Genomic DNA, 25,158 nt, shown 5'->3' on the forward strand with positions numbered 1-25,158 from the left:
TGTTTATGATTAATATTTATAATGAAATTAATGCGTTAGAGGCGACTTTCCGTAAAACACCGGAATTTCAAGCGTTGAAAGAAGCAGTTACAGTTGTTAAGGAAGATGAAGAGGCATTTAATCTATTTAAAAATTTCCGTAAGATTCAAATGGACCTACAGCAAAAACAATTAGCTGGCGAGGATTTACTGGAAGATGAGCTGATCTATGCCCAAAAAACGGCACAGCTTGCCCAACAAAATGAAAAAATTACTAAAATGATTGAAGCAGAAATGCAGTTAAGTAAGCTAATTGAAGAGGTAAACCGCATTTTAGTAAAACCTATACAAGCATTGTATGAAGAATTTTAACAGTAGGATTCTAGCGGCTAAGTAGCGAGTCCAAGCGGCGGAAAAGCAGGATTTAGCGGCGCAACCGAGCATCCAAGCGGCGGAAAAACAGATTTTAGCGGCGCAACCGAGCATCCAAGCGGCGGAAAAACAGATTTTAGCGGCGCAACCGAGCATTCAAGCGGCGGAAAAACAGATTTTAGCGGCGCAACCGAGCATTCAAGCGGCGGAAAAACAGATTTTAGCGGCGCAACCGAGCATCCAAGCGGCGGAAAAACAGGATTTAGCGGCGCAACCGAGCATTCAAGCGGCGGAAAAACAGATTTTAGCGGCGCAACCGAGCATCCAAGCGGCGGAAGAACAGATTTTAGCGGCGCAATCGAGCATCCAAGCGGCGGAAGAACAGATTTTAGCGGCGCAACCGAGCATCCAAGCGGCGGAAGAACAGACTTTAGCGGCGCAACCGAGCATCCAAGCGGCGGAAAAACAGATTTTAGCGGCGCAACCGAGCATCCAAGCGGCGGAAGAACAGATTTTAGCGGCGCAATCGAGCATCCAAGCGGCGGAAGAACAGATTTTAGCGGCGCAACCGAGCATCCAAGCGGCGGAAGAACAGACTTTAGCGGCGCAACCGAGCATCCAAGCGGCGGAAGAACAGATTTTAGCGGCGCAACCGAGCATCCAAGCGGTGGAAAAGCAGGATTTAGCGGCGTAACCGAGCATCCAAGCGGCGGAAAAGCAGGATTTAGCGGCGCAACCGAGCATCCGAGCAGCGCAAAAGCAGAATCTCCCAGCGCAAGCAATAGCTCTCTTAGGAATAAATATACTATTAGTTGCACATATAACAAGTAAGAAGAAAAACGTGTTTCCGCAAGTCGGAGCACGTTTTCACTTTATGCGCTCAATATCATTGGAGGTTATACGATGCATGTAATCATTGAATGGATTTATAAAACGCCAAAAGGTGCAGAAACAGTATTACGTTCAGAAGAAATGCCGGCAGCTCAAGCATTACTACTAGCAGAGGACATGGAGCGAACAGGGAGAGTAAAGTCATTGCATTGTATCGATCGACAGGATACAAATTGGTCCCTAAAGGAACTAAAGGCATATTTAAAGGAGATTGACACTGAGCCACACAATATTACAGTCTATTTCGATGGCGGCTTTGATCGTGCAACAAAACAATCGGGGTTAGGTTGTGCTATTTATTATGAGCAAAATGGCAAGCCATATCGATTAAGAAGAAATGCCTTTTCGTCAGAGCTTAAATCGAATAATGAGGCAGAATACGCTGCGCTTTATTTAGGGGTAGTGGAGCTTGAACTATTGAACGTTCACCATTTGCCTGTTTGTTTCACTGGTGATTCCCAAGTAGTTATCAATCAGTTGAGTGGGGAATGGCCAGCTCTAGAAAAGGATTTATCTAGCTGGGCTGATAAAATTGATGCAAAGCTAGAGGAGCTCAGTATCCAGCCGGAGTACAAGCTCATATCACGTAAAGAAAATACCGAAGCAGATCGCCTGGCAACTCAAGCATTAAACGGAATAGATATCACAGGATTAAAGGAAATTGTAAAGGACTAAGCATGAGCGAGAGACAATCAATATGAAACCACCAGTTCATTTTTTTACTGGTGGTTTTAACTTCTAAACTATTCTGAAGCATTGATTCCCAGTGTAAGACTAGTTAACTCAGCGTTAATTTGATCATGATCAAATTCAGCTTGGAAATAAACATTCTCAAATTCAAAATTTGCATAGTAAACGATATCATCAGGATTTTCGTATCTCTCATAAGAAGAGATATGAATAGCTTGATTGATAACTTCCTCCAAAGATTCTTTTGTCACGTTTTTGAAATTTGAAAGATAATAATGACTAACAGGTATCTCATCCTCGGCTAGACAGAAAAAGTAATCATTATAGAAAGAACAGAGCCCTCCCTCATAATAATCTTCTGTTTTTGGCAAACCGGATTTTTCCTTCGCTACAGGATAAGTATCTCCAAAAATAATATTAGTTTTAAAGAAATCGTGGTTTAATAATTTTAGCAGTTTTGGATTTTGGATGATGGGTAACCCGGAATACAAGTTTGAAGTTCTGTATTCACTAGTTACAGTATGGTCACGAAGTGTAAAATGCTCTGAAAAATCTCCTGTTTGAATGGTAAAGACATTTTTAGAGGTATCTACTTTTAAATCACTATCGGCATAGAGTCTATAAGATTGGCCACTAATAATGTCATTACCGTCATCTGCTACTTTTAGTAAATGGAGAACTTCCAAATTGTCTGAAGCACCAGCAGTAAATTTCGTTATTAATGCAATATCTTTTTTGTCTTTTTCCTTGAAAATACCTTTAAAACGGATATCTCCATGAATTGTCGTTTCATATTGTTGGGAAACCCATTGTTCCCAAGCTTTGCTTTCATTATTATATTGCCCGATTATATAACCGTAATTAGTTCCGTTATAACCAATGAAGAGCTCTGGTACTTCATCTCCTTCGAAGTCGATCATTTCTACATAAGATTCTTCACTTGGAATCGTTACATTTTGGTACCATGTACTTTCCAAGGCTTGCTGCTTCCACTCTTCCATCGTATAAGGCAATTTGTCATCCTTTGTTGACTCGTTATGATCTAAAACATCAGCTGTATTTGCTTGTTGATCCTCACAAGCAAATAACAAACAACTTAGAAACAAGAGTGAGATTATCCGTTTATTCAACTCTACATCTCCTTACTTCTCGATAAAATTATTTAGTACAGACTATATTATATAAAAACAACTTATGAAATGTTATCCAATTATTACATTTGTTATTAGGTTTGGATGTACATTGATTGTTCAGAATTACTCTTCCCCCCAGAAAGCTCGGCTCTGCGCGAAAGCGAAGCGTCAGCAACAAATGTTTTATCTGTGCGAAAGCGAAGCGTCAGCAACAAATGTTTTATCTGTGCGAAAGCGAAGCGTCAGCAACAAATGTTTTATCTGTGCGAAAGCGAAGCGTCAGCAACAAAACCCTCAGTCGGAACGGAAATCAACCACATGTTATGGTGAAGAGCCTTCAGAATGACTTTTATTATAAATTTTCCTATTTTAGATGAAACTTTTTCCATCTTAAAACTACTAATACTATGAACCCAATAATAAGGAGAGATAATATGAATATGAAAAAATTCGCACCTGCAGCTATGACAGCATTATTATTTGGAAGTGTAGTAGTACCAGTCGCTTCAGCAAATGAAAAACCTACAGAGACGGAGCAACAAAGTTCACAAATTCAAATTGATCCTGTTCACATTTTCAACAATACACATGGAACAGTTGAGAAAGTCGATGCTAGTGAAAACATTACATATTTCACAGTAAAAGATGGCGATCAAACAAATATTTTAGAGATAACAAAAGATACACTTGTTTTCGATAACACAGGTAAAAAAGTGGAACTTAAAGAGGGCGATAAAGTAGTAGCTTATACGTTTGCAAACAAGCCACAAAAACTAATTTATCCACCACAATTCAACCCTGATGTTGTCATTGTTGAAACGGAGGAAGTTGGCTTTGTTGAAGTTGACTACTTCTTTGAAAACTTAACAAACACTTATGATGTTTTAAAACTAAACATTGGTGAAAATACTGAGCTTTTAAATGAGAAGGGGGAGAAAGTAGCAGCTAAAGATTTAGCGGAGAAGCACTTAGTTGTTTTCTATACAGCTTCAACAAGAAGTATCCCAGCTCAAACAACACCTTCTAAAGTAATTGTCCTTGATAACGAGTCTGAAAATTCATCTGAAAATACTGTAGAAGAGGAAATAGCAGCAATAATCGCGAAGGATTCTTATGAGGTAGATGGAACAAAAATGGTTCCGTTACGTTTGATTGCGGAAAAACTCGGCTATACAGTAGAGTCAACGGGGAAAGGTGCAATTGTATCAAAAGGGAATGTATCTTACACACTTACTCGTGGAGAAAAAATGTTTGGTTTTAACAAAGCATTACGCCCACTTAATGCGGCACCCGCTTTGTTAGAAGCGAATAAAACATATGTACCAGTTGAATTTGTAGAGGAATATTTAAAATAATTATAGAACTCGTCAATAGTATGCTAGAAGATTATTTCTGGCATACTATTTTTTCTTTTTTTAAGATCTAGAACCAAACGGAATATTCCGTCATTTTAAACTTCTACTTGTAGCTTTGCTTAAAGTTATAAAAATTTGTTAAACTATTGATACTGTAATTTTGAGAGAAGAGAGCGAAGAAAATGAAAATTATTCACATAGATCAAAAATATCCTGAGGATTGGATTCGCGTATTAAATCATATTGCGAATTTATTTTTTGAGGATTCCAAGTTAAAAGTAGAGCATGAAGGAACAGATATGTCAGTGTCCTTCGAATATAACGTTGGCGATGATTGCTCACTGTCGACAAAAGCGGTACTTGAGGTAGATGGTAAAAGTTATACGAATGATTACCGTATTCAGTACGATACTGGGGCTGAAGGTCGTGAACTAAATATTCGTATGAAACGTGCCTTATCTCACGTATTTTTAGATGTGCTCGAGCAGCATACTGGGATGCATCAACAATGGGGGATTTTAACGGGTGTACGTCCAACAAAGCTCTATCATAAATTCCGCAAGGCTGGTAAGAGCGAGGAAGAAATTGCAGATATCCTTATTCGTGATTTCCGTCTGTCAGAGGAAAAGGTGGCACTACTAAAAGAAATAGTTGCTCGTCAGTTAGTGACGATTCCTGATATTGATGATATCGGAAAAGAAATAAGTATCTATATCGGTATTCCTTTTTGTCCGACTAAATGTGCTTATTGCACTTTCCCAGCCTATGCGATTGGAAGCAATCGAAAGCAAGGACGTGTCACTACATTTTTAGATGGGCTGCATATTGAATTACGTGAAATGGGGAAATGGCTGAAGGAAAATGACATGAAAATCACGTCCATTTATTGGGGTGGTGGTACGCCGACATCTATAGAAGCGGATGAAATGGATGCGTTGTATCAAACGATGTATGAATCGTTCCCTCATCCTGAAACAATCCGTGAAGTGACAGTTGAAGCAGGCCGACCGGATACGATTACTCCTGAAAAATTGGAAGTGTTAAAAAAATGGGGCATTGATCGAATAAGTGTTAATCCGCAATCTTATACAGATGAAACGCTTAAAGCAATTGGTCGTCACCATACGGTACAGGAAACGATTGATAAGTTTTGGTTAGCACGTGAATCTGGTATGAATAATATTAATATGGATTTAATTATTGGATTACCGAATGAAGGGATTGAGGAGTTCCAGCATTCCTTATATGAATCTGCAAAAATGCAGCCAGAATCGCTTACTGTACACACATTGTCATTTAAGCGTGCTTCAGAAATGACACGTAACAAGGATAAATACAAGGTAGCAGACCGTGATACTGTTGCACAAATGATGCATATGGCACAAGTATGGACAAAGGAATATGATTATGTACCGTACTATTTATATCGTCAAAAAAATATTTTAGGTAATTTAGAAAATGTCGGCTACAGTAAAGCTGGCGAAGAAAGCATCTATAATATTGTCATAATGGAAGAAGTACAGACAATTTTAGGGATTGGCTGTGGAGCCTCTTCTAAATTTGTTCATCCCGAAACAGGGAAAATTACGCAGTTCCATAACCCTAAGGACCCTGCTGCCTATATCATGACGTTTGAAGATGCAATCGGTAAAAAACTCGAGTTTTTAGATGAATTATATAAGGCTTAAAAAAATGAAGGCAATCTGACGTGATGTTCAGATTGCCTCTTTTATTCCGATAAATCGCGATAATGTTCCGATAAAACTGGAAAACATTCCGATAAAACCATAAAATGTTCCGATAAATTTAAAAAACATTCCGATAAAATCTCAGGAAATATCTTAAGCAGAATTTTATAATGAGTGTAAGCGCCTAACTTAATTGAGTGGAGGTATAACATGAAAGTCATTATTAGTCCAGATTCCTATAAGGGGACTTTGTCGGCCATCGAGGTGGCTAATGCAATGCAGGCGGGAATCGTGGATGTTGATCCATCGATTGAAACAGTTATTTTACCAGTAGCAGATGGTGGAGAAGGTACACTAGAATCTCTTATTGCTTCAACAGATGGTCAATATATGTCGCAACATGTACTTGATCCAATGGGAAGAGCAATAGAAGCGAGATATGGTGTGCTTGGTGATAACGAAACATGTGTTATTGAAATGGCTCAGGCATCCGGTATTATGCTATTACAGGACAGTGAAAAAAATCCTGAGCTTGCCTCGTCGTATGGGACAGGACAGCTTATAAAAGCTGCTCTTGATAAAGGTTTTCGGAAGTTTATGATCGCAATTGGTGGGAGTGCTACGAATGATGCAGGGGTTGGCATGTTAAAAGCACTTGGACTGCAATTGAAAAGAGAAGACGGAACATTAATTGCTGATGGGGTGTCAGGACTGTTAGATTTAGCTTCAATTGATATTGGTCAGTTAGATCCTCGATTGTCTAAAGCACAATTTATTATTGCCTGTGATGTTGATAATCCATTAATTGGAGAGCGAGGGGCAACAGCGATTTTTGGGCCTCAAAAAGGTGTGAAGGCGCATCAAATTGCTTATTTTGATAGTTGTTTAAAGCAATTTGCCGATATTGTTGAAAAGCAATTTGACATTCGACTACACGACTACAAAGGGGCAGGCGCTGCAGGTGGAATGGGAGGTGCATTAATAGCTTTTTTAAACGGCAGTTTTCATGTAGGGATTGATATTGTGATCGATGCCGTACAGCTGAAAAAGCATTTAGAAAGTGCCGAGTTTGTTATTACAGGTGAAGGCAAATCAGATCGTCAAACATTACATGGAAAGGCACCAATAGGGGTGGCGAAAGCTGCAAAATTAGCGAATGCACAGACCCTCTTATTGTCTGGGGTTATAGATGAAAATGATAAACCTGCATTGCTCGACTATTTTACTGTTGTTGAATCGTTAGTAGATGGGAATACTACTGTTCAGCAAGCGATGGAAAAGCCCTATGATTGTATTCGTCTGAAAACAAAAAGAATCTTTGAGTATTATGTCGATCATTGGTGCCAGAACAATGGCAGTTAGCATTAGAAATAGAGAGCAGCCCATGGGTAGCTCTCTTTTTTGTATAATAGAGAACTAGAAAGGAAGTTAGTAGATGAAAAAATTACTAGTAGTACTCCTTTGTATTTTTTTATTAGCAGGCTGTACGGAGCCATTAAAAAAGGAGAAAGTATCTGTCAATGCGGGACATGAAATGCGCGTACATTTTATTGATGTAGGGCAAGGAGATTCGATTTTTATTGAATCACCCAACGGCAAGACAATGCTTGTTGATGGAGGGGTTAAAGGAGCTGGCCAACAGGTTGATTCGTATTTGAAGGAGCTTGGTGTGGACAAGCTTGATGTAGTGGTTGCAACACATCCTGATGCAGACCATATTGGTGGTTTAATTCCTGTATTAAATTCGATCGAAATCGGACAATTTTATGATTCAGGGAAAGTACATACATCTCAAACCTTTGAAGAAATGCTGACACTTATTGATACGAAAAGTATACCTTATAATGTTCCAAAAACAGGTGACAGTATAACGTTTGATGATGATCTTCAAGTGAAAGTGTTGAACGCTAATGAAGAGGCTACAGATAATAATGATGCTTCCATTGTCTTAAAAATAGCATATGGTAATGTATCATTTTTATTAACAGGTGACGCAGGAGTAGCGTTAGAAGAAGAAATGCTGCAGTCTGATGTTAAGGCTACTGTTCTTAAGGCAGGTCATCACGGCTCTAACACGAGTAGCTCGGCGGAGTTCATACAGGCAGTGCATCCTGAGGTGACAATTTTAAGCTATGGCGAAGGTAATAAGTATGGTCATCCTCATACTGAAGTAGTCGAGCGTTTACAAGCAATTGGTAGTAAAACTTACGCAACTGCGGAAGCGGGAACGGTTATCGTGTCAACAGATGGTGTAAACTATGATGTGAATTCGAAAGAAATGTCAGGAACAAATGTCTCAGCACCGCAAACTAGTGTAAGCGTTGAGATTGTTAGTAAGGATTTAGCTGGAGAGATTGTTGGTATTAAAAATAACGGTAATGAAGCAGTGTCCTTAAAGGATTGGCAACTTCTATCAATTGAAGGAAATCAGGCGTTTAACTTTCCGAATGTATCATTGCAGCCAGGGAAAACGATTTATGTCACAAGTGGCACAAATGCACGGGAAGGTCAAAATTATTTAAAGTGGACAAAGCAACAGATTTGGCTGAATGATGGGGACGCCGCGCAATTACGTAATGCGAAAGGGGAAATGATTAGTGAGCTTGACTAAATACACCTTAGACCGTATTGAAGATGGCTATGCAGTTTTCTTAAAGTACCCAGAAGAAGAGGAGCAAATTATTATTTTACAGTCCGCCATGAATAAGCCGGTTCAGGTGGGCGATCGTGTACAAATTGAAGAAACGGACGGCATCTATCATATTGAAATTTTGAAAGAAGAAACAGAGCAGAAAAAGGCTGAAATACAAAGTTTAATGGATAGATTGCGTAGAAAAAATCAATAGCACTTGGCAAGCTGTGAGTAAATTACTTTTATTCACAGCTTGTTTAATATAGAAGGAATGTGCATAAAATGCTATGCTAAATATTTTGAATATATGCTAAAATAATTATATTAATAGGAAGCTAGGAGCTGACACAATGTCAATTAACACAATTATTTTTGATTTAGATGATACGCTATTATGGGATAAAAAATCTGTTAAAACAGCATTTGAAAAAACATGCGAATATGTAGCGACAATACATAATGTGAATCCAGCTGAACTAGAGGAAGCTGTGCGTAAGGAAGCACGTGCGCTTTACGAAGGCTATGAAACATTTGATTACACGGTGTTAATTGGTATTAACCCATTCGAAGGGCTTTGGGGAACATTCGATGACCCAACAGATTCTTTCCAAAAAATGAAAAATATTGTCCCGGGATATCGTGCTGAAGCTTGGACAAAAGGTTTAGCAGCCCTTGGGATTAATGATACGAAGCTAGGAGCGGAACTAGGGGAGCGTTTTGTGGCGGAACGTAAAGTGTCTCCATTCTTATATGAAGATACTTTTGCTGTACTAGATAAGCTGAAAGGGAAGTATCAACTCGTATTACTGACAAATGGTGCGCCGAGTCTCCAAAATTTAAAATTAGAAATTACACCAGAAATCGCGCCGTATTTTGACCATATTATTATCTCTGGGGACTTTGGTAAAGGGAAACCAGATGCCTCTATTTTCGAGTATGTCATGGAGAAAGCGGGTATTACAGCGGATGATGCGATCATGGTTGGAGATAACTTAAATACTGATATTTTAGGCTCATCTCGTGTTGGTATGCGTAATGTATGGATAAATCGTGAAAACAATGCACCAAATGGCGTTGTTACTCCAACATATGAGGTCGACTCTTTAACAGCGTTATTAGAGTTAATTAATAAACTATAAGCAAAAAAATGTACTGATTCATCAAAGGATCAGTACATTTTTTTGTTTCTTGAAGTTTATCGAAATATATACTAAAAGTGTACATTGAATGCAAGATATAGCGATGTAAAAGCTATTGCAACACATAGTTGAACAAAGGCACTAGCTACTAGGTAACCTCGGGGCTCACCTGCTTTTTTGCGATAATAAATTTGCATAATAGAGTAGAGCGTAAATAAGCTATATATTATCGTAGTGTGTAAGGAATGCATCAGTAAATAGATAGCCAATAAAATACCTGCAAATAAGACTAGCATAATAGCGTTGGCGATGGCATGTTCAACCGTTGCTGCAAAAAAACGTCGTTCAATATGGGGCATTCTTTTCTTTGCAAGCCATAGTATGAAGTGTGTAAGTAATATGAAGACATTTCCGATGATAAGCTTGGTTGAGCGTTTATCATCATAGTAATATTCCAGTGAATAAAATGTATTGTCGAGTTTTATGGCTTGCTCCGTTTGGACATTAAAGAGGGTATCATTATTTAGTACCTTCCATTTTTCTTGAGTACCATCAGAATAGACAATCAATACATCTTGAGGGGTAAAGTAACCATTATCTTCCCACTGTTGAGCTGTTACTGAAATTGAAGGTGCATGTTCCATTTGTTCTTGTAGCTGACTTAAAAGTTGCTTATTCGTATAGCACTGCTGGGGTACATAAAGGCATGATGCTTTTGTTATAAACGTTTCTTTGTTTTCATTAGTGTTTACATAGACTACAGCAATTGTTTTGTTTGTATCTGTTGTCAGTGGAGAGTTAGTCGGTCCTTGGATAAAGGACAAAATTAAAATAGCAAGAACTGTGATAAATAGCAAAGACACTGCCGGCATTTTCCAAGATTTTTTAATTGGTTTTTTTTCTATTGTAGTAGGTGTAGTAATATTGTGCAGTATTTTTTCCTGCTGCTGCTTAGTTAATTTGAGATCGCGTAAATGTTGCCAGGATTCCTCATTGTTCTTCATCAAATTCACCTCCAAGCTGCTTTTTCAATGCAACAAGTGCACGTTTTAATGTGTTTTTTACTTTTCCTTCATTCCAGCCTAGTACATCACAAGTTTCTTGAATGGATAAACCCTCGATTTTACGTAAAATAATGACATCTCGATAGGTGAGCTTCAATTTGCTAATTGCAAGATAAAGCAGCTTTGCATCTTCTTGCTGAATTAGCCATTGGTGTGGTGAGGTTGGCTCAAGTTCTTCATGATCGTTTAAAAACGGTACAAATTGAATAAGTCTTTTCCGGCGGTAATGATCGTAGGCTAGATTACGTGCTGTACTCCTAAGCCAAGCGAGTTCTGCACCCTCTTTAATTGTCTGCTGATATTTGAAATAGCGAGCAAATGTCTCTTGTGTGAAATCCTCCGCCAATTTCTCATCATTGAGTAAGTAATATAAGTATTTAAAAATGGTTTGATTATGTAAGTAAAATAGCTCTTCAATTGTCAAAATGTGCACCTCCTTTCTCTAAAAGACGAATGACTTTCTGAAAAGTATCATTTTATCAAAACAAAGCTTCTATTAAAAATTTAAACTATATATAGGTTGATTTCCGTTCCGATGAAAATCTCCAAAAATAAAAAAGCAGAGAGTATTTATACTCCCTGCTTATAAATCAAATATTATAGGTTAATCGCTTTTACTTCATCAATATTTTCAAGCTGTGCAACAAATGTCAAATCTTCCTCTGTTACAACATTGTCGATTGTTAGCATCATGACAGCTGTACCACCAACTTGTGCACGACCAACTTGCATCGTTGCGATGTTGATATCTTTTTCTGCTAGCCTTGTTGCTACGCGGCCGATTGCACCTGGTTTGTCAGTATTTTTAATATAAAGAAGGTGACCTTGTGGAATAACGTCTACAACATAGTCTTCAACTTTGACAATACGTGCACCTAGACCATTTAATAATGTACCGGCTACTGTGTGTGTTTCATTGGCTGTTTTAATTTCAATTGTAATTAAGCTAGTGAAACCTTTAGCAGTTGTTGTTTTATGTTCATTTATTTTCATGCCGATACGTTCAGATAAGTAACGAGCATTTACGTCATTAACATGGTTACCGTGGTTTTTAGATAATAAGCCTTTTAACGCGTTTGACGTTAATGGACGCACATCATAATTTGCTACTTCACCAGCATAAGATAAGTTGATTTCTTTTACAGGCTCAGTTGTAATTTGAGATAAGAATGAACCAAGCTTTTCAGCTAATTCGAAGAAAGGCTCAACTTGTGCAAGTAGCTCTTTTGGAATAGATGGCATGTTTACTGGGTTAGTTACGGTACCTGTTTTATAGAACTTAATGATATCATTTGATACGTCAACAGCTACAGACTCTTGTGCTTCAATTGTAGATGCACCTAAGTGAGGTGTTGCGATTACTTGTGGTAAAGTAAGTAGTTTGTGATCTGTTGCTGGCTCAGATACGAATACGTCAAGAGCAGCACCTGCTACTTTACCTTCTACGATAGCATCATATAAATCATCCTCGTTGATAATACCGCCACGTGCACAGTTAATGATACGCACGCCATCTTTCATCATAGTGAATTTCTCTTTGTTAATAAGATTACGTGTTTCAGGAAGCAGTGGTGTGTGTACTGTAATGAAATCTGCTGCTGCACAAATTTCTTCAACTGTCGATTTTATTACGCCTAACTCTTTAGCGCGTTCATCCGTTAGGAATGGATCGTATGCCATAACGTTCATGCGTTGACCTTTTGCACGATAAGCTACTTCCACACCGATACGACCGAAGCCAACTACACCCAATGTTTTATTTTTAAGCTCAACCCCAACATAAGATTTGCGATCCCATTTCCCATTTTTAAGTGTATTGAATGCTTGTGGGATGTGACGAGCAAGAGAAGTCATCATAGCAATAGTGTGCTCAGCAGCTGAGTTAGTGTTACCGTCTGGTGCATTCACAACGATAATACCATGTTCAGTTGCAGCAGTTAGATCAATATTGTCCACACCTACACCAGCACGTCCGATAAGCTTTAAGTTCTTAGCCGCTTCAATTACTTCGCGTGTCACAGTTGTTTGAGAACGAACTAGTAAAACATCTACATCCGCAATTTTTGCGATTAATTCTTCTTGTGCAAGACCAGTGTCTACAATGATATTTAAGTCTAAATCTTGTTCTTGTCGAAGTGGGAAAATACCATCTTCACTTAGTGGGTCAGCGATAAATACGTTAATTGCTTTTGTTGCAGTAGTCATTTGTAATGTAGTCATTTGTAATTAGCTCCTTTTAATTAAAAAATGTTAGTGTTCTTTATATACGAAACAGTCTGAATTTTGTAGAGATAGTACATCTTACAGCATACAAATCTCCTTTGTAGAAATGAGAATAATACCAATTTCGCCTTGGCGTAAATCCGTGACATCCGCCAGAGGCTTTATCTTCATTTTGTAAGTGTTACAAAATGAAGATAAAAAAAGCCTTCCGCGCCTTACAAACACAGTTATTGTGTTGTAAGGGGCGAAAGGCTGAAATAAACATTGGTTCGCGGTACCACCCTTAATCACTGCTTGAAAGAAATCTTGCAGTCTTAGCTATATGCGTAACGTGCATGTGACGGATAGGCTTACTTTGGAAATGTTCGGCTTATCTATTCAGGAGTGGAACTATTATCGTAGAAATCACTGATTTGCACCAACCATCAGCTCTCTTTGGATTTTCTTGCGACTAGCGTGTCTCCGTCGTTATATTTTTGTTGATTAAATTTGTTAACATCATAAACCTTATTGTTCACCTTTGTCAACGATATTTCTAAAAAAGATTGAAAAACTTAACTTCAAAAGTCTGAAAAATAACCAAAAACGAACTTTATTTTGATTTCGTTGTTTTAATGTTCGTCTTTTTAGAAAGGACAATGAAAGCGCTAACGTTATGTGTTAAGTCAGATTACATGGGCGTTTAGTAAATATTAAAGGTCTAAAATTATATGGTAAATAATTGGGATTAAATAGTTTATTTGAGTAAAGCTTTCTTTGTTTTGAGAAGGAATGCGAACATTTTTTTCTTGTCACATTTTTGTCAAAAATACGATGTGTAGAAGGTAAACTATTAATTGGAGAAGAATGTAAGTAATGTAAGATTGATTTTTAGGGGGGAGAAGGATGTATGATGTAGCAATTGTCGGTGCAGGACTGGCAGGTTTAGTCGCTGCCTGTGAGTTAGCGGATGCAAAGAAAAAAATTTTATTAGTAGATCAAGAACCTGAAAATTCAATGGGGGGACAGGCATTTTGGTCTTTTGGCGGTATATTTTTAGTGAATTCACCCGAGCAAAGAAGGCTTGGTATTAAAGATAGTAAAGAGCTTGCATGGCAGGATTGGCAAGGAACGGCTGGCTTTGATCGCTTGGAAGATGAGGATTCGTGGGCGCATAAATGGGCCAGAGCTTATGTAGATTTTGCAGCTGGTGAAAAATATGAATGGTTAAAGTCTATAGGTATTAAGTTTTTTCCTGTCGTCGGTTGGGCAGAACGTGGGGGCTCATTAGCAGGCGGACACGGAAATTCGGTACCTAGATTTCATATTGTTTGGGGAACTGGGCCAGGCATTGTAAAGCCTTTTGCTGAAAAAGTGAAAAAGGCCATTAAGGATGGTTATATAGATTTTAAAGCAAGACATCGTGTAGATGAATTTATTCAACACGATGGAGGAATAGCAGGGATTAGTGGAACTGTTTTGGCTCAAAGCTATGCAAATCGCGGTGAGAAAAGCTCTAGGCTTGGTATTGGCGAATTTTCTTATGAAGCGGGTGCCGTTATTGTGGCTAGCGGTGGAATAGGTGCAAATTTTGATTTGGTCAGAAAAAATTGGCCAGCGCGACTTGGCACACCACCAGAAAACATGGTCAGTGGTGTCCCTGCTTTTGTTGATGGCAGAATGCTAGAAATTACTGAGCATGCGGGAGGACGTATCGTTAATCGAGACCGCATGTGGCATTATACGGAAGGCTTGAAAAATTGGGATCCTATTTGGCCAAATCACGGTATTCGAATTTTGCCTGGACCTTCATCATTATGGTTTGATGCGGAGGGCAATCGATTTGGCGCGCCGAATTTTCCAGGTTTTGATACGTTAAGTACGTTAGAAGCCATTCAAAAAACAGGCTATGATTACTCGTGGTTTATTTTAACTGAAAAAATTATTGAAAAAGAGTTTGCATTATCAGGCTCTGAGCAAAATCCTGATTTAACAAATAAAAGCATTAGTGATGTTCTAAAACGTGTTTTGCCAGGTCCACCTGCTCCGATTCAAGCATTTAAAAATCATGGTGAGGACTTTGTTATTGCGAATGATTTAAAGGAGCTAGTTGACGGGATGAACAAATTGGTGGGCAATGAGCGTCTTGATTTTATGAAAGTAAAGGAGCAAATTTTAGCAAGGGATCGTGAAATGGACAATAAGTTTACAAAGGACTTACAGGTTAATGCTATTCACGGCGCAAGAAACTATATTGGTGATAAAATTGTGCGCGTTGCGAAGCCCCATAAAATATTAGATCCAAAAAATTGGCCTCTTATTGCGGTACGATTAAACATTTTAACACGTAAAACATTAGGAGGCTTACAGACAAATTTGGATGGTGCTGTGTTGGGCATGGATGGTCAGCCTATACCGGGTTTATTTGCTGCTGGGGAAGTGAGTGGCTTTGGTGGTGGTGGTGTACATGGTTACCGTGCTTTAGAAGGGACATTTGTTGGTGGTTGTTTATTTAGTGGACGGCAAGTAGGGCGTTACTTGGCGAAAGGAAATTTAGAAAGCTCCGGTGAGAGAAGAAGCCGCTCTGATACAAGGGAGAATTACTCGGGTAAAAGGAGTAACCCGCACATAGATGGAAGTGAAAAGCTGTAAAAGTAATACGAATTTTAGAATATGAAAGAGCATCTCCCGCAAGTGGACGATGCTCTTTTTTATTATAATGAAGAATTTTGAACATCAGCGATTTTAGTGATTTGTTCTTCAATCTGCTCTTTTGTCCAACCATTTTCTTCAACGAAGAAGTTACGTTCTGCGCGACGGCAATCGTCTGAACAGCTGCGCATATAAAAGGCCTCGTGCTTTTCCTCGCACAGCATTAATTTATGGCATTCAGGATTTGCACAGTTTGTATAACGTTCTGTCGGTTCACCAGTGAAGAAATCCTTGCCGACAATCACATGCTCAACCTGATTAATCGGTACACTACGACGTCTATCAAAGACAAACATTTGTCCATCCCATAGTTGCCCTTTTACCTCAGGGTCTTTAGCATACGTGGCAATTCCACCGTGTAACTGACCAACACTTTCCCCATAGCCTTCACGTTTTAACCAACCAGAGAATTTTTCACAGCGAATACCGCCTGTGCAGTAAGTTAAAATCTTTTTACCATCAAATTCTTCCTTATGAGCCTCCATCCAAGCGGGTAGGTCACGGAAATTTTCAATATCTGGACGTATGGCACCGCGGAAGTGTCCAAGGTCAAACTCATAATCATTACGTGCATCAATAATTACCGTATGATCTTCCTGCATACGTTCCATAAATTCCTTTGGTGATAAATAATCTCCTGTTATTTCTAAAGGATTAATATCATTTTCTAAACCGAGATGTACAATCTCTCGGCGAGGTCGCACATGCATTTTTTTAAAGGCATGCCCTTCAGCTTGATCTATTTTCCACATAGTATCGCTAAAACGTGGGTCGGCCTTCATGTGATTCATGTAAGCCTCGGTTTGCTCGACTGTACCAGAAACAGTTCCATTAATTCCCTCGTATCCAACTAAAATACGCCCAAGAAGCCCAAATTCGTTACAAAGTGCTAAATGCTCTTCTGCAAATGCCGCAGGATCTTCAATAGCTATATATTTATAATAAAGTAATATACGATAGTCTTTCTGTGTCATAATACTTAACCACCTTCAAATCAATATTCGTCATTAAATATAGCATATCAAGTGCAAATTTGCGTAGGATAGAAGGAGTTTTCTAAAAAAACACGAATAGTACATAGTGAATGACTATTCATATTTGGGGGTGTTAGGATGGAATTTTCAACGATTACATTAGAAAAATTAGAACGACGTGCAACATTAACATTAAATCGACCACATGCCATGAACGCTATGGACGATGTGATGATGCGTGAACTAGCAGAATGCTTTGAAGCACTACAGCAAGAGCAAGAAATACAAGTTCTCGTTATTCGCGGGGAAGGAAAAGTCTTTTCAGCAGGTGGCGATATTAAAGCAATGCTAGATCCAAATAAGCCACTGAACATTAATGAGGCAATGGTTTATTTAACACGTATTGTCAAAGCATATTACCAGCTACCGATGATCGTCATTGCGGCAGTTCATGGAGCATCAGCTGGATTAGGCTTTAGTCTAGCGTTAGGGGCTGACATAGTTGTGGCATGTGAAAATAGTAAACTCGCTATGAATTTCATAGGTATAGGGCTCGTACCTGATGGTGGCGGTCATTTCTTTATGAAGGAACGTGTGGGTACTGTCAAAGCTAAACAAATGATTTGGGAAGGCAAGGTATTAACTGCATCGGAAGCACATGATGAAGGGTTAATTGACTACGTTGCACCAGATGGGACTGTTTTTGCGATTACGGACCAACTAGTTGGAAAAATGCTTGCTTCTCCAATTGCATCGATGATTATGACTAAAAAAATTCTACATGCTCAAAATTTACCTCAATTAGAGAGTATTTTATCGATGGAAGCAGCGGGACAAGCAGCAATGCGTAAAACGGCTGATCATTTAGAAGGAATTCATTCATTTGTAGAGAAAAGAGCGCCTGTTTTTGTAGGAAAATAAAGTGAAACTTTAATCAGTAGGGGGGTTCTGCATCCGCACTGATTATTAGTCTTCGCCAATGGGGCATTTACGGGCAGTCAATTCAAAGTAGTAAAAGGCGCGTAGTAAAGTTTACTACGTGCCTTTTACTAGCCACTGTTAGACATGGAATAAGATTAATTTTCCTGAGGCATTAACAAGACGATGAGTTTTGTTGGCAACACCTTTTTCCATGATTTGCTGTTGACCGTTAATTTTTGCAGCCTCATCGTTTTCGAATGTCCAAGTTTCATCAAATAATGTTTCCCCAGTTTGTTCGAAAGCGGTAAAACGATAATTCTTCATACAAACCCCACCTTTTACTTAAATATAATTCCATTATACATAGAAGGTTTATAAACTTCACGGTAAAACTAGCGAATATTTTGATAAATTACGAAATTTGTGGAAAAAATAAGGCAATACTATTGATGTGATAAATATTCTATGAATACATTTCTCATCAAGCGAGAAGTATGATAAAATAGAACAAATATTCGGTTTTGGCGTGATTCACGGATGTTTCAGCATAAAAAAGAGACAGAGAGCGATTGTAAAATGATTTAGTAGCAACTTTGATGTGCTAAATACTACTTTGCGAGTGATAAAAGATTGCACTAGTAAAAAAAGCTGGACATTGTGACGTCAAGGTATAAATTATCTATTACTTGAGGTGATTGGATGTCAGAAATTCGTTTTTTCCATATGGCAGATTTACATTTAGATAGTCCATTTAAGGGCTTATTTGGTTTACCTGATTATAATTTTAAAAAAATTCGAACAAGTACTTTTGAAGCCTTTGATAAAATTATTCAGAAAGCCATTCAGGAGAAACCTGATTTTTTACTGATTGTCGGTGATATATATGATGGTGAAAATCGTAGTTTACAGGCACAAAGAAGATTTCAAGAGGCAATGGAAAAACTCTTTCAGCATAATATTCCTGTCATTTTAAGCTATGGTAATCACGATCATTTAAATGGTGCTTGGACGCGCTTTGCCTTACCTAGCAATGTTTATGAGTTACCGGCTGAGACGAGTGTTGTACAGTTAAACATACGTGGTCAACAAGTTAATATTTATGGCTTCAGTTATGGTGAACGCCATATAAAGACAGCAATGATTGATAGTTATCCTGTTGCACAGGACCAGCATGTTATTCATATTGGTATGCTTCATGGTAGTGAGGCTAGCGATACAACACATGATGTTTATGCCCCTTTCACCAAAGATCAACTTCTTGAAAAAAACTATCATTACTGGGCTTTAGGACATATTCATAAACGACAACATTTACACCAAAATCCACCGATTGTTTATCCCGGCAATATTCAAAGCCGACATCGGAAAGAGCAGGGAGTAAAAGGCTTCTATGATGTAACCTTATCCCAAAACACTACTGACATGGAATTTGTACCGACATCTGCTGTTGTTTATAACACGGTAGAGGTGGATTGTACGAATGTGTTTCATGCCAATGAACTACTAAGAAAATGTGAAGAAGCACTAACGCACAATCGATTAGAGTATGGGGCATCTGTTGTTGAGCTCCACTTAAAAAATATAGATGAACAATCACAATCTTTATTTGAACATGCCACAGTAGATACATGGCTAGAAACTATTCGAGAAGCAGAGGATGGGATTGAACCGATGTGCTGGGTGCAAAAGCTCATGTTACATCAATCGTCAGCATCGTATGAGCATACTGCCGCAACTGAATCTGTAATGAACTTAATGGAGCAATGGGATATTTCGGAATGGAAGGATATTTTAAAGGATCTGTATCAACATGCTGGTGGTGCAAGACTAATTGAGCCTTTAACAGAGCAGGATATAAAAAAATTAATGCACAACGCACAAGAGTTATTAGCAGAAGAAATTCAAAGGGTGTGAATAGCATGCTAACGATACAAAAAATCCGAATTTATGGCTTTGGTAAGCATGAAAACATCACAATCTCCTTACATGAAGGTGTTACCATTTTTTATGGTATGAATGAGGCGGGCAAAACCACTATTCAACAGTTTATTTTACAAATGCTTTTTGGTTTTCCTACGAGGCAACAGGTGCAACGTAAATATGAGCCAAAGATATCTACTAAATTTGGTGGCCAGCTTACGATTTGGCATCCGTCCTATGGGCAATGCACCATAGAACGTGTTAAAGGGAAGGCAGTTGGCGATGTTACAGTTTATCTGGAAGACGGGACAACAGGGCATGAAGAGCTTCTAGCAAAACTATTATATGGCTATTCAAGAGCATCCTTTGAGTCAATTTTTTCCTTTTCATTACATGAGCTACAGGGCATTGAAAAAATGTCAGAGGAAGAGTTGACGCATTTATTACTTGCTTCTGGGACAACAGGGATTCAGCAGTTATCGTCTTTAGAAAAGAAATTGGACAAAGATGCTAGTGAGCTTTTTAAAAAATCTGGTAAGGTGCCACTGATTAATCAAAAATTAGAACATTTAAAAAAGCTGGAACGCACAATTAAACAAGAACAAGACAATATTCAGACCTTTGAGGATAAGTTATTGCAATTACAACAACTCGCCCAAAGGCTAGAAGGTTTATATAGGCAGCAAAAAACGCAGCAGCAAAATTGGCAACAGCTAACAATTCTTAAGCAGGCAATGCCACTTATGAAACAGCAAAAGGCTTTTGAGCAGATGCTAAAAAGCTACGAACATGTGCAATTTCCACCAGAAGGGATCCGGCGTTATGAGCAATTAAAGGATCGGCTTGTGCATGAAATACTACAAATCGAACAATTGAAGGAGCAGTATCAGGCATTACAAAATAAACTGCAGTTAACAGTGGACGAGCAAACTATTTCTGAAATGTCTCGACTTTTGAATAAAGAAGCAACATGGAATCAGGTAGTTGTGAAGGAACAGAACTTAATGGACGAGCTGTATTTACTTGAACAAGAAATAGAAGCACAGTTTCGTTTATTAGGTGTACAGGAAAAAACAGCACAGGATATTTTGCTTGAGGAAACAGTATCATTACAGCAAGAGGAACAATTTCAACGGCAGTTAAGCCTATTAGAAGAAGCGGAAGAAGAGCTAAAATTTCATCTGCGTTCGTTAGAACAAGTACATGCAGAATTAGATACAATCGCTCAACAGCAACAACAGCTTAAACAGGAGTCATTATCCACTGAGGAAGAACATATTTTAGCACAGTGGCCCCAGCGTAAGCGAAAGCTTGAACAGTTGCGTTTGGGAAGGTCACAACGCTCGAAACAGCAACAACCAAGTGTTTTCATATTCATAATGTTAGCAATAAGTGTACTTGCGTTTATTTATGGTGTTTTGGAAAAAAATATGGCTGTAATGGTCATAGGTGCGATTATGTCGCTGTTCATTACCTTATATTTAAAATTTGCTAGACAAGCACATGAAGCACCAAGTAAACAACATAGTCAGCAAATACGTGAATTAGAGCAGGAGGAGAATATTGCTCAGACCATACTGCTAAAAAAACAAAGACTTGAGGATCGATGGTTACATGTAAATGAGCAACAGCAAGAAAAAGAACGACAATATGTAAAACTTGAATATAAAATTCAGCAGGCTGAGCTGGTGATTGAAGAAGCCACTCTGTCGCTTCAACAATTTTTAGGGCGCTATAAGCTAGAGGGGAATGTACCAAAAACACTATTACCAGAGCTGTTTATGCGCATACGTAGTGTTCAAGAGTTGGTAGCGAAGAAGAAGAGTACATGCACCCTTCTACAAACGATACAAGCGGAGAAAAATGAGCTAGTAGAACAAGCACAGCGAGTGTTAAAGGCGGAATATAGTGAGCAGGAAATTTTTATGCATTTACGCACTGCACTCCTTACTTTGCAACAGGAGCAGCAAATGTCCCAACAAACAAAAGAGCAGTTGGCTAGCCTTCAAACCAAAATTCAAAGTGTGCAATCTCATATAGAGAACTATGAGTCTGAAGTTACTCAGTTATTTAATGCTGCGAATGTTCAATCAGAGAAGGTTTATTATGAAATTCATGAACAATTTGAGCAACAGCAAAAAATAAAGACAGAACTTCAAGCAATTCAGAGTCAGCTAGTCTCACTGGATGTAGACAACAAACAATCATTAATAGACGAAGAACAGCTTACTGAACAACTCCTTGCTTTAGAGGAGGAGAGAGGCGCAATGCAGTTAGCAATAGATCATTGCTTGGAACAACGAGCGACACTACAAATTCAGAAAGAGAATCTTCTAAATGACGAGAAATATGGTCAATTGCTTCAACAGTTTGAACAAGAGAAATCAGTGTTGCAGCAGCTGATTGGGCAATGGGCTGCAAAAAAAGCATTGACTACTGCGATACACGAAACATTATTCCGCTTAAGGGAAGAAAAATTACCTCATGTTTTGACAGAGGTTAATGCAATGTTTAATTTGTTAACAGGTGGACGTTACGATCAGCTTCTAATTAATGATGAAGGCTATTTTGTTGCACACGATGTTTCAGGATTACGTTATCAAATGGCAGAATTGTCACAGGCAACAAAGGAGCAAGCTTATATTTCGTTGCGCATGGCACTGGCCAAAACGCTTACAGCTTCTGCCCCTTTTCCATTTATTATGGATGATCCTTTTGTCCATTTTGATCGAAACCGTACAGACAAAATGGTACAATTAATGAAAGAAGTAGGATATGAACGTCAAATTTTATATTTTACTTGCCATGACGCGATGCTCGAACATTGGCAGAAAGACCAAATTGTCGATGTAGGAGCACTAGCAAATGAAAGGGGAGTGGCGTCAACATGAAGGGTATTACGACGCTCCAGGTTGGAGAATCGGTTGATCAATTTTTATTAATTAAACAAGCGACAAAAGGGGTTACCACAGTTGGGAAGCCATTTATGTCACTGTTATTACAAGATAAAAGTGGAGATATTGAGGCGAAGCTATGGGATACAAATGAAGATCACGAAAAAATGTATCAAGCTGAGGCAATTGTACGTGTGGGTGGAGAAATTCATGACTACCGTGGCAAAAGTCAATTGCGTATAAAAGCGATCCGTGTAGCAAAACCAGAGGAGGGAATTGCTATTAATGATTTAGTTCCTTCCTCAGCAACTCCAAAAGAACAATTATATGAAGAATTGACACAATTTTTCTTTGATATTAAAAATCCGAATATATCACGAATTACCAGAGCAGCTATTAAAAAACATCAGGATGCTATTTTAGTTTATCCAGCTGCAACAAAGAATCATCATGATTATGCATCAGGCTTACTGGATCATATGGTGTCAATGTTGAAGCTTGGTAAAGCTATTGCTGATCTATATCCTACATTAAATAGAGATTTGTTATATGCAGGAATTATTTTGCACGATATTGGCAAGGTTGTTGAGTTATCAGGGCCTGTTGCAACAGTGTACACTGTTGAGGGGAATTTACTTGGCCATATCACTATTATGGTTAATGAAATTGCCAAGATTGCTAGTGAACTAGAGATCGAGGGCGAAGAAGTAATGCTATTGCAACATATGGTACTATCCCACCATGGTAAAGAAGAATGGGGAAGCCCGAAAAAACCAATGATTCAAGAAGCGGAAATCTTGCATTACATTGATAATATTGATGCAAAGATGAATATGCTAACACGAGCACTTGGTAAAACTGCGCCAGGTGAATTTACTGAGAGACTTTTCCCGCTAGATAATCGATCATTTTATAAGCCGACTATTAATTAATGTAGATTTGGGTCTCATCACGGTTGGGGGATGATTGTAAAAGAGATGTGATGCTTGATCTCTTCAATCAAAAAATGAAATAGCATTCACAATGAATCCTTTTCATTTGCTTCAATAGATGTATTTACAAGAAATCTTTATTTCAAAGAAACAGCATATAAAAAGGGTTACGCCTGTATCAGCGTAACCCTTTTTCATATAGTACTATAATAACTATTTAGATTCTTTTTCAGTATCTTCAGCGTTATCTTTTTCTTCTTTACTTTCTTTAGCTGCTTTTTCTTCAGCTTTTTTAGCTTCTTCTTCAGCTTTTTTAGCTAGTTCTTCACTTGTTGTTGAAAGGTCTTCTATAGCTGCTTTGAAATCTTTATCAGATGTTTTTACATCAGCGTCCTTCGCTAGATTTGCAACGATATCTTTAAGGATCTGCTTATCTTCACCTGTATTCGTTAACTTAGCTAGCATTTGTGAACTAATATTATCTTTTTCTTCTTTATATGAGCCAACATCTTTTACATCACGCTTGTCCGTGATTTCAATAATGTGGTAACCGAAGCTTGTTTTTACAGGCTCACTTAATGTATTTTTCTCTAGGGCATATGCAGCATCATTAAATTCATCTACCATTGTGCCAACAGAGAACCAGCCTAGCTCTCCGCCTTTTTCAGCAGAGCCAGTATCAGTTGAGTATTCTTTTGCTACATCCGCAAAAGCAGCGCCGCCTTTAATTTTGGCAATGACTTCGTTAGCTGTTTTTTCATCTGCCACTAAAATATGACGACCATTTAACTCTGTTTTCATTTGTTCATAATATTTTTTTACATCTTCTTCTTTAATAGCTTTATCTTTTAAAGCCTTTTCTTGAAGAAGTTGGAATCGTAAAGTTTCTTTAAAGCTTTCTTCAGTTAAGCCACTTTGTTGCAAAACTTGGTCAAAGTTATCTCCAAATTGTGTAGCCATTTTGTCATAAGCTTCTTGGATTTCTTTATCTGTTACTTCATATTTATCAGCTAATAATTTTTCAGACACCATTTGTTGTATTACAAATGAGCCTGTTAAAGTTTTTGCTGTTTCATTAAAGTCAGCAACTGAAATGTCGCCTGCTTTTGAAGTAACAACCGTTTCCTTGTCTCCTCCGCTACAAGCACCAAGTGCTAATACCGAAGCAGCTAATGTTACAGATAAAACTGTCTTTTTCATAGTAGATATTCTCTCCTAACGTGGTTTCGTCCATTGCTTACTATAACATAAACGTATTAAAAACAAAATGGTTCCCCCCTTGAGTATAGCCTATATTTCAAATTTTGAAGCGCATAGGATATAGAAAAGAAAGGGGGTGAAGTTATGGGCAGCGGAGGATACGGCGGCGGTGGCGGCGGCGGCTATGGTTCAGGCTCAGGCTCAAGCTTTGCTTTAATAGTTGTGTTATTTATTTTATTAATTATTGTTGGTGCAGCGTTCCTATACTAATTGATAAAGTAAAACTTCATTCTGAGGGGGCTTCATTTCCCTCTTCCTAAAGGATAGAGGAACACAAGCTAAAACCTTCACATCCTGTGAAAACGCTTGTGTGATCAACATCCTAGTGGCCCGAACCAATCGGGCATTTACTGGAAGTCGCTCCCAACCTAACTACTCTCGTTTACCCCTAGCAGTTTGAA

The 25,158-nt window shown here is 38.4% G+C and carries 22 protein-coding genes; 15 read left to right on the forward strand and 7 right to left on the reverse strand.

From position 1 onward, the window contains the following. The first annotated feature begins 5 nt into the window (after positions 1–5). Complete coding sequence (locus ACB089_RS03280; protein ID WP_068986035.1) at positions 6–350, forward strand: YlbF family regulator; 345 nt, start codon at positions 6–8, stop codon at positions 348–350. 903 nt (positions 351–1,253) lie between these two features. Further along, on the forward strand, positions 1,254–1,916 hold the full coding sequence (locus tag ACB089_RS03285) for a ribonuclease H family protein (protein ID WP_374965284.1): 663 nt from the start codon (positions 1,254–1,256) through the stop codon (positions 1,914–1,916). 68 nt (positions 1,917–1,984) lie between these two features. Here ACB089_RS03285 and ACB089_RS03290 read toward each other — a convergent pair whose 3' ends face one another. Further along, positions 1,985–3,061 (reverse strand): hypothetical protein, encoded by a 1,077-nt coding sequence (locus ACB089_RS03290; RefSeq protein ID WP_374965285.1) that lies wholly within the window; start codon positions 3,059–3,061, stop codon positions 1,985–1,987. Between the two features lie 112 nt (positions 3,062–3,173). Here ACB089_RS03290 and ACB089_RS03295 point away from each other — a divergent pair, with 112 nt between their 5' ends. The 7 genes from ACB089_RS03295 (at position 3,174) to ACB089_RS03325 (ending at position 9,878) form a co-directional block, all read left to right on the forward strand. Continuing rightward, entirely contained in the window at positions 3,174–3,410 is a 237-nt protein-coding gene (locus tag ACB089_RS03295; protein WP_375122130.1) for a hypothetical protein, read from the forward strand. Between the two features lie 88 nt (positions 3,411–3,498). Next, positions 3,499–4,419: a copper amine oxidase N-terminal domain-containing protein gene (locus tag ACB089_RS03300; RefSeq protein WP_374965287.1), complete on the forward strand. Its 921-nt coding sequence runs from the start codon at positions 3,499–3,501 to the stop codon at positions 4,417–4,419. A gap of 182 nt (positions 4,420–4,601) precedes the next feature. Beyond that, positions 4,602–6,107, forward strand: coding sequence for a coproporphyrinogen III oxidase (locus ACB089_RS03305; RefSeq protein WP_374965288.1), 1,506 nt, complete (start codon positions 4,602–4,604; stop codon positions 6,105–6,107). Positions 6,108–6,317: 210 nt separating this feature from the next. Further along, on the forward strand, positions 6,318–7,469 hold the full coding sequence (locus tag ACB089_RS03310; RefSeq protein WP_374965289.1) for a glycerate kinase: 1,152 nt from the start codon (positions 6,318–6,320) through the stop codon (positions 7,467–7,469). 73 nt (positions 7,470–7,542) lie between these two features. After that, positions 7,543–8,718 carry an MBL fold metallo-hydrolase gene (locus tag ACB089_RS03315; protein ID WP_374965290.1) on the forward strand — a complete coding sequence of 392 codons (1,176 nt, stop codon included), beginning with the start codon at positions 7,543–7,545 and terminating at the stop codon, positions 8,716–8,718. Further along, positions 8,705–8,953 carry a DUF3006 domain-containing protein gene (locus ACB089_RS03320; protein ID WP_374965291.1) on the forward strand — a complete coding sequence of 83 codons (249 nt, stop codon included), beginning with the start codon at positions 8,705–8,707 and terminating at the stop codon, positions 8,951–8,953. Before ACB089_RS03315 ends, ACB089_RS03320 begins: the two co-directional genes overlap by 14 nt. 136 nt (positions 8,954–9,089) lie before the next feature. Then, positions 9,090–9,878: an HAD family hydrolase gene (locus tag ACB089_RS03325; RefSeq protein WP_374965292.1), complete on the forward strand. Its 789-nt coding sequence runs from the start codon at positions 9,090–9,092 to the stop codon at positions 9,876–9,878. A 71-nt stretch (positions 9,879–9,949) separates the two neighbouring features. Here the strand turns inward: ACB089_RS03325 and ACB089_RS03330 are convergent, their stop codons facing one another. The 3 genes from ACB089_RS03330 to serA all read right to left on the reverse strand — a co-directional run bounded on the left by ACB089_RS03330 (position 9,950) and on the right by serA (position 13,147). Beyond that, positions 9,950–10,882 carry a hypothetical protein gene (locus ACB089_RS03330; protein ID WP_374965293.1) on the reverse strand — a complete coding sequence of 311 codons (933 nt, stop codon included), beginning with the start codon at positions 10,880–10,882 and terminating at the stop codon, positions 9,950–9,952. Next, positions 10,869–11,366 carry an RNA polymerase sigma factor gene (locus tag ACB089_RS03335; protein ID WP_374965294.1) on the reverse strand — a complete coding sequence of 166 codons (498 nt, stop codon included), beginning with the start codon at positions 11,364–11,366 and terminating at the stop codon, positions 10,869–10,871. Before ACB089_RS03335 ends, ACB089_RS03330 begins: the two co-directional genes overlap by 14 nt. A 173-nt stretch (positions 11,367–11,539) precedes the next feature. After that, positions 11,540–13,147 carry a phosphoglycerate dehydrogenase gene (gene serA, locus ACB089_RS03340; RefSeq protein ID WP_374967656.1) on the reverse strand — a complete coding sequence of 536 codons (1,608 nt, stop codon included), beginning with the start codon at positions 13,145–13,147 and terminating at the stop codon, positions 11,540–11,542. Between the two features lie 903 nt (positions 13,148–14,050). Between serA and ACB089_RS03345 the strand changes: the two genes are divergently transcribed. Continuing rightward, entirely contained in the window at positions 14,051–15,796 is a 1,746-nt protein-coding gene (locus tag ACB089_RS03345; RefSeq protein ID WP_374965295.1) for an FAD-binding dehydrogenase, read from the forward strand. A 62-nt stretch (positions 15,797–15,858) separates the two neighbouring features. On the opposite strand, the gene ACB089_RS03350 is transcribed toward ACB089_RS03345, so the two are convergent. Next, positions 15,859–16,830, reverse strand: coding sequence for a rhodanese-related sulfurtransferase (locus ACB089_RS03350; RefSeq protein ID WP_374965296.1), 972 nt, complete (start codon positions 16,828–16,830; stop codon positions 15,859–15,861). 138 nt (positions 16,831–16,968) lie between these two features. Between ACB089_RS03350 and ACB089_RS03355 the strand changes: the two genes are divergently transcribed. Beyond that, positions 16,969–17,751: an enoyl-CoA hydratase gene (locus ACB089_RS03355; RefSeq protein WP_374965297.1), complete on the forward strand. Its 783-nt coding sequence runs from the start codon at positions 16,969–16,971 to the stop codon at positions 17,749–17,751. Positions 17,752–17,889: 138 nt separating this feature from the next. Here the strand turns inward: ACB089_RS03355 and ACB089_RS03360 are convergent, their stop codons facing one another. Beyond that, positions 17,890–18,075, reverse strand: coding sequence for a YhzD family protein (locus tag ACB089_RS03360; RefSeq protein ID WP_368637074.1), 186 nt, complete (start codon positions 18,073–18,075; stop codon positions 17,890–17,892). A 375-nt stretch (positions 18,076–18,450) separates the two neighbouring features. Between ACB089_RS03360 and ACB089_RS03365 the strand changes: the two genes are divergently transcribed. From ACB089_RS03365 to yhaM, 3 genes are read left to right on the forward strand one after another with little or no spacing between them, the layout of a single operon-like run. Next, complete coding sequence (locus tag ACB089_RS03365; RefSeq protein WP_374965298.1) at positions 18,451–19,665, forward strand: exonuclease SbcCD subunit D; 1,215 nt, start codon at positions 18,451–18,453, stop codon at positions 19,663–19,665. A 5-nt stretch (positions 19,666–19,670) separates the two neighbouring features. Further along, the gene (locus ACB089_RS03370; protein WP_374965299.1) at positions 19,671–22,562 is read left to right on the forward strand and encodes an AAA family ATPase; all 2,892 of its coding nucleotides are present in this window, start codon (positions 19,671–19,673) and stop codon (positions 22,560–22,562) included. After that, on the forward strand, positions 22,559–23,497 hold the full coding sequence (gene yhaM / locus ACB089_RS03375) for a 3'-5' exoribonuclease YhaM (RefSeq protein WP_374965300.1): 939 nt from the start codon (positions 22,559–22,561) through the stop codon (positions 23,495–23,497). Before ACB089_RS03370 ends, yhaM begins: the two co-directional genes overlap by 4 nt. A 213-nt stretch (positions 23,498–23,710) precedes the next feature. Here the strand turns inward: yhaM and ACB089_RS03380 are convergent, their stop codons facing one another. Further along, the gene (locus tag ACB089_RS03380) at positions 23,711–24,697 is read right to left on the reverse strand and encodes a peptidylprolyl isomerase (RefSeq protein WP_374965301.1); all 987 of its coding nucleotides are present in this window, start codon (positions 24,695–24,697) and stop codon (positions 23,711–23,713) included. A 144-nt stretch (positions 24,698–24,841) separates the two neighbouring features. On the opposite strand from ACB089_RS03380, the gene ACB089_RS03385 reads away from it, so the two are divergent. After that, positions 24,842–24,967: a YjcZ family sporulation protein gene (locus ACB089_RS03385; protein WP_374965302.1), complete on the forward strand. Its 126-nt coding sequence runs from the start codon at positions 24,842–24,844 to the stop codon at positions 24,965–24,967. The last annotated feature ends 191 nt before the right edge of the window (positions 24,968–25,158 follow it).

Source organism: Lysinibacillus sp. RS10 (assembly GCF_041956855.1).
Lineage (GTDB): Bacteria > Bacillota > Bacilli > Bacillales_A > Planococcaceae > Lysinibacillus > Lysinibacillus xylanilyticus_A.